The sequence below is a fragment of the Nitrosophilus sp. genome (genome assembly GCF_982775275.1).
On sequence record NZ_CEXZHP010000068.1, the window covers coordinates 1 to 7,509 of the forward strand.

8 protein-coding genes are annotated in these 7,509 nt (G+C 29.8%); 2 read left to right on the top strand and 6 right to left on the bottom strand.

The window, feature by feature from the left end; all coding sequences use genetic code 11:
• Nucleotides 1-244: 244 nt before the first annotated feature.
• The gene (locus tag AC30RD_RS04680; RefSeq protein ID WP_489493136.1) at nt 245-901 is read right to left on the bottom strand and encodes a LexA family transcriptional regulator; all 657 of its coding nucleotides are present in this window, start codon (nt 899-901) and stop codon (nt 245-247) included.
• A 95-nt stretch (nt 902-996) separates the two neighbouring features.
• Between AC30RD_RS04680 and AC30RD_RS04685 the strand changes: the two genes are divergently transcribed.
• Nucleotides 997-2,253 (top strand): DNA polymerase Y family protein, encoded by a 1,257-nt coding sequence (locus tag AC30RD_RS04685; protein WP_489493137.1) that lies wholly within the window; start codon nt 997-999, stop codon nt 2,251-2,253.
• 31 nt (nt 2,254-2,284) lie between these two features.
• On the opposite strand, the gene rbp is transcribed toward AC30RD_RS04685, so the two are convergent.
• On the bottom strand, nt 2,285-2,554 hold the full coding sequence (rbp, locus tag AC30RD_RS04690; RefSeq protein ID WP_489493139.1) for an RNA-binding regulator: 270 nt from the start codon (nt 2,552-2,554) through the stop codon (nt 2,285-2,287).
• Between the two features lie 209 nt (nt 2,555-2,763).
• Between rbp and AC30RD_RS04695 the strand changes: the two genes are divergently transcribed.
• Nucleotides 2,764-3,177 carry a helix-turn-helix domain-containing protein gene (locus tag AC30RD_RS04695; protein WP_489493140.1) on the top strand — a complete coding sequence of 138 codons (414 nt, stop codon included), beginning with the start codon at nt 2,764-2,766 and terminating at the stop codon, nt 3,175-3,177.
• Between the two features lie 16 nt (nt 3,178-3,193).
• On the opposite strand, the gene AC30RD_RS04700 is transcribed toward AC30RD_RS04695, so the two are convergent.
• The 4 genes from AC30RD_RS04700 to AC30RD_RS04715 all read right to left on the bottom strand — a co-directional run.
• Nucleotides 3,194-3,709, bottom strand: a complete 516-nt coding sequence (locus AC30RD_RS04700) for a glycine zipper 2TM domain-containing protein (RefSeq protein ID WP_489493142.1) — start codon at nt 3,707-3,709, stop codon at nt 3,194-3,196.
• A gap of 63 nt (nt 3,710-3,772) precedes the next feature.
• Nucleotides 3,773-5,356 carry a methyl-accepting chemotaxis protein gene (locus AC30RD_RS04705; RefSeq protein ID WP_489493143.1) on the bottom strand — a complete coding sequence of 528 codons (1,584 nt, stop codon included), beginning with the start codon at nt 5,354-5,356 and terminating at the stop codon, nt 3,773-3,775.
• Nucleotides 5,357-5,470: 114 nt separating this feature from the next.
• Entirely contained in the window at nt 5,471-7,117 is a 1,647-nt protein-coding gene (locus AC30RD_RS04710) for a hypothetical protein (protein WP_489493145.1), read from the bottom strand.
• 77 nt (nt 7,118-7,194) lie between these two features.
• On the bottom strand, nt 7,195-7,509 hold a 315-nt coding region (locus AC30RD_RS04715; protein ID WP_489493146.1), incomplete at its 5' end, for a type II secretion system F family protein.

A 7,509-nucleotide genomic window follows, 5' to 3' on the forward strand; every position in this document is an offset into this window, starting at 1 on the left:
AAAGGTATTAAAAAATAGATATTTTTTATATAAAATGGTGGATATAAGATATATTGTTGGATAAATCCCAACAAAAAAATAATAAAAATATTAATAAATAAATATTTAAAATAGATTTTAGTTGCCATGATTTTATTTTATCCTAAATGTGTTGCAAAAATGTTCCAAAATATAATTTTTTTATAATCTTATAAATTAGTTTTTTTTATTAAATATTGTTTATTTTACACTTAAAAGCTTAAAACTATTTTATCTTTTCTACCGCGCCGATAACTTTTCCGATTATATTTACTTCATCTGCTAAAATATTTTCTTTTGGATATATACTATTTTCAGAAATAAGATCAACCGTCCCATCAATTTTTAAAACCACTCTTTTTATAAAAACTCCGGCATTTGTAGACAATACGAATATTCCCCCTTTTTTTATATCTTTTTGCGTTTTATCGATAAAAACTATACTTCCGTCTTTTAAAACCGGCTCCATCGAATCGCCCAAAACATTTAAAGCTTCAATATTTTTGATATTTTCCTTTCCAAAAAACTCTTCAAGCTCTTTATCCAAATATAGCTTTTGAGCCTCTTCTTCATAATTGATCGCTCCTCCTCCCGCGCTTGCGTTTATATCCTTAAAATATTTTACAAAAGCGAATTTTTCCGTATTTTCATATAAAGAGTTTGGATTTTGATCAAATAAAAGCCAGTTTATGCTAATATTTCTTTTTGCACAAAAATTTATAAGCTCCTCCAAAGGAAGCTTGCCTCTTTTTTTTAGCATAGAAAAATACTCTTTAGATATTCCAAGAGCATTTGCTACATCTTTATCATAAACTCTTCTCTCTCCCAGCTCTTTGGATAAAATATCTTTTAACCTATCTATAACTTCGTTAAATGGCAACATCTACAACTCCTTTAAAGTTAACAAAGATTTAATTATTTATATCGATATAAATAATTATATTAATATTTTATTAACCAAAAATTAAAGGAGTTTATATGAAGATTCATCTTGATCTTGACTCCTTTTTTATCTCAGCAGAAAGAATAAAAAACCCAAACCTAAAAGATATTCCAGCAGCGGTAGGGGGAAGAGGAGATCCTTTCATATTTGATAAAAAAAATCAAAAAAAGGTAAAAATAGATCAAAAAAATAGCGGGGCTTTTGTGCCAAACATCTTTTATAATTCAGATAACGGCTTTAAAGAGTATTTTGTAGAAGGGAAAAAAATAAGAGGCATCATAATAACGGCAAGTTATGAAGCAAGAAAATATGGCATAAAAACAGGTATGAGCATAAAAGAGGCTTTATCTATATATCCAAAACTTGTGGTGGTTCCTCCAAATCATCTATATTATCACTCAATCTCTCATAATTTAAAAAAATTTTTAGAAAGAAAAATCCCCCTTGTGGAACAGTTCAGTATAGATGAGTTCTTTGGAGATTTATCTGGATGGATAGAGGAGGATAATCTTGAAAAGTTTTTAAAAGATCTTCAAAAGGAGATAAAACAAAGATTTGATCTTCCCATTTCTATAGGTGCGGCTAAAAGCAAATGGATAGCAAAACTTGCGACATCTTTTGCAAAACCAGAAGGGATAAAGATAGTAAAAGATATAGAAAGTTTTATAAAAGATATCCCTATAGAGAAATTTCCAGGTATCGGAAGAGGATATACAAAAAGGCTACACAATTTAAGAATAGAAAAACTTGGCGATATTAAAAAGGCAAAAAAACTTTTTTATAGCTGGAAAAAGCCTGGGATTACCCTCTATAAAAGAGTTTTAGGAATCGATAACGAACCTATACTTTTGTCCCATCCAAGAAAATCTATAGGTATTTCAAGAACTATAGACCCTATAAACAATAAAGAAGAGATAAAAAGAAGGATTATTATTATGAGTAGATTTTTAGCATACTCTATAGAAAAATTAAATCTTACCCCATTATATTACTATCTATCTATAAAATATGATTTTGGAGGAAAAACAAAAGCCCATCTCCTTGTTTCAAAACCTTTTAATGAAAAATTATTAAAAGATATTATGTTAACTCTTTTTAAAAGATGCGATATTTATAAATATTCAAATATAATAAGATTATCTATGAGTTGCTCAAAATTTTATAATAAAAAAATGTTTGATATTTTTACATATGAAGTTGATATAAAATATCAAAAACTAAGCTTACAGAATAAAAAAGTAAGGGAAAAATATGGAGTAGATTCTTTAAAATGGGGGAGTGAAATGTTATAGGCGAGAAAGCCCCGCCTATCTTTGGAGAATATTAGTTAAATTCTCTTCTTGGCCTATTTTCTCTAGGTCTAGCTTCATTTACTCTTAATGTTCTTCCTTCAAACTCTTGTCCGTCAAGGGCTTCGATAGCTTTTAAAGCTCCCTCGTCTTCCATCTCTACAAAACCAAAACCTCTTGGTCTTCCTGTTTCTCTATCAGTTATAAGTTTAACTGAGTTTACTTCGCCATACTGAGAGAATAGATCTCTAACTTCTTCTTCGCCCGATCTGTAAGGTAGATTACCTACATAAATTTGCTTCATTGCGTTGTCCCTTTGAAATAAAATGCATCTCTTTCAATTTAAAAGTCAGGGACTTAAAAACCAAAAGAGAAAAACATTATACCACTTTTTAATCATTTGTCAAAGCTTTTTTATAAATTTTAGGTTAAAATAGTTAAATTGGTTCAAACAGCTTGGTAGTTAAAAAAACATTTAACGATTAAAAAAACCAAAGAGAAAAAAGGAATATAATGAAAAAAATTTCCATAAAAGAAGCTGCCGCAATTTTTGGTATATCGGAGCAAGCGGTTAGAAAAAGAATCAGCAGGGGAACATTAAAATCTACTAAAGAAAACGGACATATATATGTGATTTTAGAGGATGACAGCGATAAAAAAATGGAAGCTGAAGATTATGAGATTTTTTTTAATTTTTTCTTAGAGGAGTTGGAAAAAAAAGATAAAGAGATCGAAGAGCTTAAAAATATAATAAAAGAGAAAGATATAAAAATAGACAATTTACAAAACGAAGTCAAAGAAGCTTTAAAAGAAAATGCAAAACTCTCTCAAGGCGTTCATATTGAAGCAAGAAAACTGATTGAAACATTTTTGCCTATGATCGAAGAGACACCTATCAAAAAAAAGAAAAAAAAGAAAAATAGATAGGGTAAAAAACCCTATCTTAATAACTGATTGTTACATTAACTTTAATTCTTTTTAAAGGTCTTTTACTAAATTTCATTATCTCTTTTCCGTTATAGTAAGCAAAATTCTTATATCCTCTTTGAACCCTTTGGGTATGTTCTTCATATCTTGTTTTGCATCTTCTAACCCTTTTATAACCTCTTTCATAATATCTATCTTTTTTTGATAAATTTTTACCAACTATAGTCCCTACTATCGCTCCCCCGATCGTAGCAGCAGTCTTTCCGCTTCCCTTTCCTATTTGGTGTCCTATGATTCCCCCTGCGACTCCTCCAATTAACGGACCTATATTATCCTCTATCACATTACCTTCATCTATCTCATACTCTATAGGAATCTCCTCATCCCAACACTCTTGATAAGGAATCCTTTTTATAATTGTTCTATAAACGGGTTCACTTCTTGTTACCTCGACATATTCGGTATAACTAAAAGAAGCGGCAAATATGTTCGAAGAGAGTATCAAAAGAATGATTAAAAGAGCTTTTTTCATATCTCACCTCCTATTTTATATTTAGGAGATGATAAGATAAAATTGAAGAAAAATTGTGGAATATTAAGTTTTAAAATTTGCCAAAATTTTATTTAGATTGGTAGCGATTTTATACATATTGTCTATCATCTCTTTCATTTGATGTACACTTTTTATATTTTCCAAGGAGACATCTTTTATAGTTTCAATTTGAGACAATATTTTTTCCACCTCTTTTGCCAAAGATTGAGATTGTTGTAAAGATTTTTTGCTTATTTCGTCTACTTGATCCATAAAATCTGTGGTAGTTACCATAGTTTTTTCACTATTTTTTGCCAAATCCGTCAGCTCTTTTAGCTCTTTTGCGTTACTATTCATAAGCTTTGAGGTATCGATAATTTCTTGAATTATTATATTTATCGTCTCTTCGATATTAACTAAGCTCTCCTGTGACTGCTCCGCAAGTCTTCTAACCTCTTCGGCAACAACAGCAAAACCTTTTCCGTGCTCACCGCTTCTTGCCGCTTCAATGGCGGCGTTTAAGGCTAAAAGATTTGTCTTATTCGCGATATCGGAAATTACGCTAAGTATATCTTTTACTGAATCCGCTCTTTTTGTTAAAAGATTTAGTTTATCGGCAAGCTCGATACCGCTTTTTGATTGAGTTTTGATTTTGGAAGAGAGTGAAGAGATCTGATCTTTTACGCTTATTATCTCCTCTTTAGCTCTGTTTACGTTCTCTTGAGATTTTTTTATACTATCTAAACTATTTTCTAAACTAATATGCACCTCTTTCCCAATCTTTACGCTATTTTCCACGATATCAATTCCAGTATGCAGCCTGTTTTCGACTTCGCTTGATTCCTTTTGCAACTTTTTGGCAATATCTAAATTTTTTCTACTTGCCTCTTTTGCGTTTGAGACAACATGAGCAATTTTTTCTATAAATTTATCTATCCAATTTCCAGCTTCAGCAATCTCATCTTTTTTAACAAAGTTTAATCTCTTTGTTAAATCCCCCTCACCGCTTGCTATATCTTTTGCCCTGTTTGTTAAGATATTTATCGGCTTAAATATATTTTTATTAAAAAAATGAATAAAAAGAGCCACGAGTATTAAAATAGAAACGGCTATACCCCAAAACAGAGAGATTTTTAAACTGCTTAGCTGTTCATTTATACTCTCTAAAGAGATATCAAGATCAATAACGCCTAAAACATCCCCCTCTTTTGAGTTTGCGTGACAAGATAAGCACTCTTTCGTTGCAATTATCGGTTTTAAAAGTCTAATTTCACCATTTTTATTTTCAAAATACCTAATCTTTTTTGTTTTAAAAACATCTTTTATCTCTTTTGGATAATTTTTATATTTTTCACTTAAACCAAAAAGTTCTATAACCTTTTTTGATTTTGCGATATCTATATCTTTAATACCTTTAATTTTTTTGATATGATTTAACGTCTTTTCAACCTCCTGGCTACTTCCTAAATTCATACTTGACCTAATCGCCACAAAAATAGAATCGCTTAAAATTTTTAAGTTATTTTTTGCACTATCTTGGACTATATGGTTAAAACTGTTAAATAGATATATAGATAAAAGAATAAATATAGTAAACAACGAGGTTAAAAGCATAACTATAAATTTTGATTTGATAGTATCCAACATTGCAAGATCCCTAATAAGCTTTTTAAAGTAATATTATAATCGGAATAATTTAATTTTTTTTTAATCGTAATCCACAGGAGTGCAAAGGGAAAATCCCTTTGCTAATATTAAAGATTATTCTTCTAAATTTGAAATAGAAGTTTGTATATGGTGCACACCATCATCGGTATATGCGATAACTTCCGCAGAATTTTTACCTAAAGAAGCAAAATCCACTACTACTATTGACACATAATCACTTCCGTATTCATATCCAGTCAAAATTACACTACCATCAACTATATTCCATGAACCTTCGATAGTCCAGCTTCCTTCATTATCATTCCCTCTTTCTACATATGTTCCATCTTTATAAAATTCAAAAACAAAACGAGAACCATTGTCATTAAACTCAAATTTTTTATTTGCGATATCATCAAATCCAACACTCTGTTTTGTATAATTTAACTCTTCTTTTGGATCTTTAGCATCAGATACAGTTATATTTTCAATTGTTTCAATTCCATCCTCATCCAAAACTATAACATCTATTGAATTCTCATTCAAAGATTTGACGGCTATAACATAAGCAACAATTTCTTCATCATCTTCTGCTATCATAACCACAAAATTGTTTATTATTGTCCAACTTCCTGTTATATACCAACTTCCCTCTTCATCTTCTCCTACATTTTTAAAGGTTCCATCAGCATAAAAAGTAATAGCAGAGTTTTCATTTATCTCAAATACTTTATTATTTAACATTTCTTTATCTATTTCTACTCTATTACTTATTTCATTTCCTACACTACCACTATTTTCAGTTATATTTGCATCCAATTTTTTTACATCTTCATCGGTAAACGCAACAATTTTTGCCGATGTATCATTAATATCCTCAAAAACGGCTGTTAAAACAGTAGGATAAATATCATCACCCTCTTGTGTAGCTTCTATCATAACAAGAGTATTATTATTATCTATAGTCCAAAATCCATCTCCTAACCATTCATCTTCATTTCCAGTTTCATGATATGTTCCATTATCATAAAAATTGATTTTTATTACATCATCACCATCAACAATATCAAAAGTTTTATTATTAAAATTTTCATAATTTATAGAAACTGCGTTTATATTTAGCTTTTCTATACGATTTGCTGCTTTGTTAGGATCATATATTTTTAACGCTTTTATCTCAGATTTTTTAATATGTTCAACAATCTCATCTTTTTTATTTTTTGCTAGATTTTCTAAATTATCCTGATCTTCAGCCAATAGACTTTTTGTTTTATTTAGATCCTCAAAAATCTCTTCTGGATCTGCTACCTTTAAATCATCTAAATCAACATCTGCCAATTTACTTGCATTTATATCTATTCCATTTTCTGGATCGCCATCTTTATCTAAAGTCCACATCAAAGCGGCAAAATTTATAACTTTTTTATCATTAAAATCTTTTGCTTCTAAAAGATCTTTAGGCGTTATAACTACATCGTCCAAATTGGATGTATCAATAGTTCCTATAGGAAAATTCCCGATCTTAAATGTACATATATCACCAGGCTTAAATCTAAACTCACCTTTAGAATTTGTAGTTCCTTGAATACCTGAAGTTTGGCAATTATAGGATAAGCCTCTAATTGGCGCATCAACTATAGAACCTGTAGTTGAAGACCCAGACGAGGTTGATTGGCCTTCGCCTCCACCTCCTCCTCCACATCCAGAAAAAAATAATATGGCACAAAACGCTATACTTGCGGTAAAAACACTTTTTTTCATAAACACCCCCTAAAAATTTTTGTATAAAGGATTATAATAAAAGAGTGTTCTAAATTTGTTTCAAAAAGCTTCTAAAGTTATACATTTATTATATTCATACTAAAAATCGGAAGAAGCATCGCCGTAACTATCAATCCTATAATAGCGCCGACTATCAACATCAAAGTTGGCTCTAACAAAGATAAAAAAATCTCTATTTTTGAACTGCTGTTTTCTTTATATAACTCTGATAAATTTTTTAAAATTTCAGATACTTCACTAGTTTCTTCCGCTAAAGAAAGAGCTTGAATAAAAGATTTATCATAATTAAAACCATTTTTTACCAAAGATAATGAAAATCTTTTTCCTTCGACCAAATCTTTTGAAGATTTTATGAAAATATTTTTTAAAAC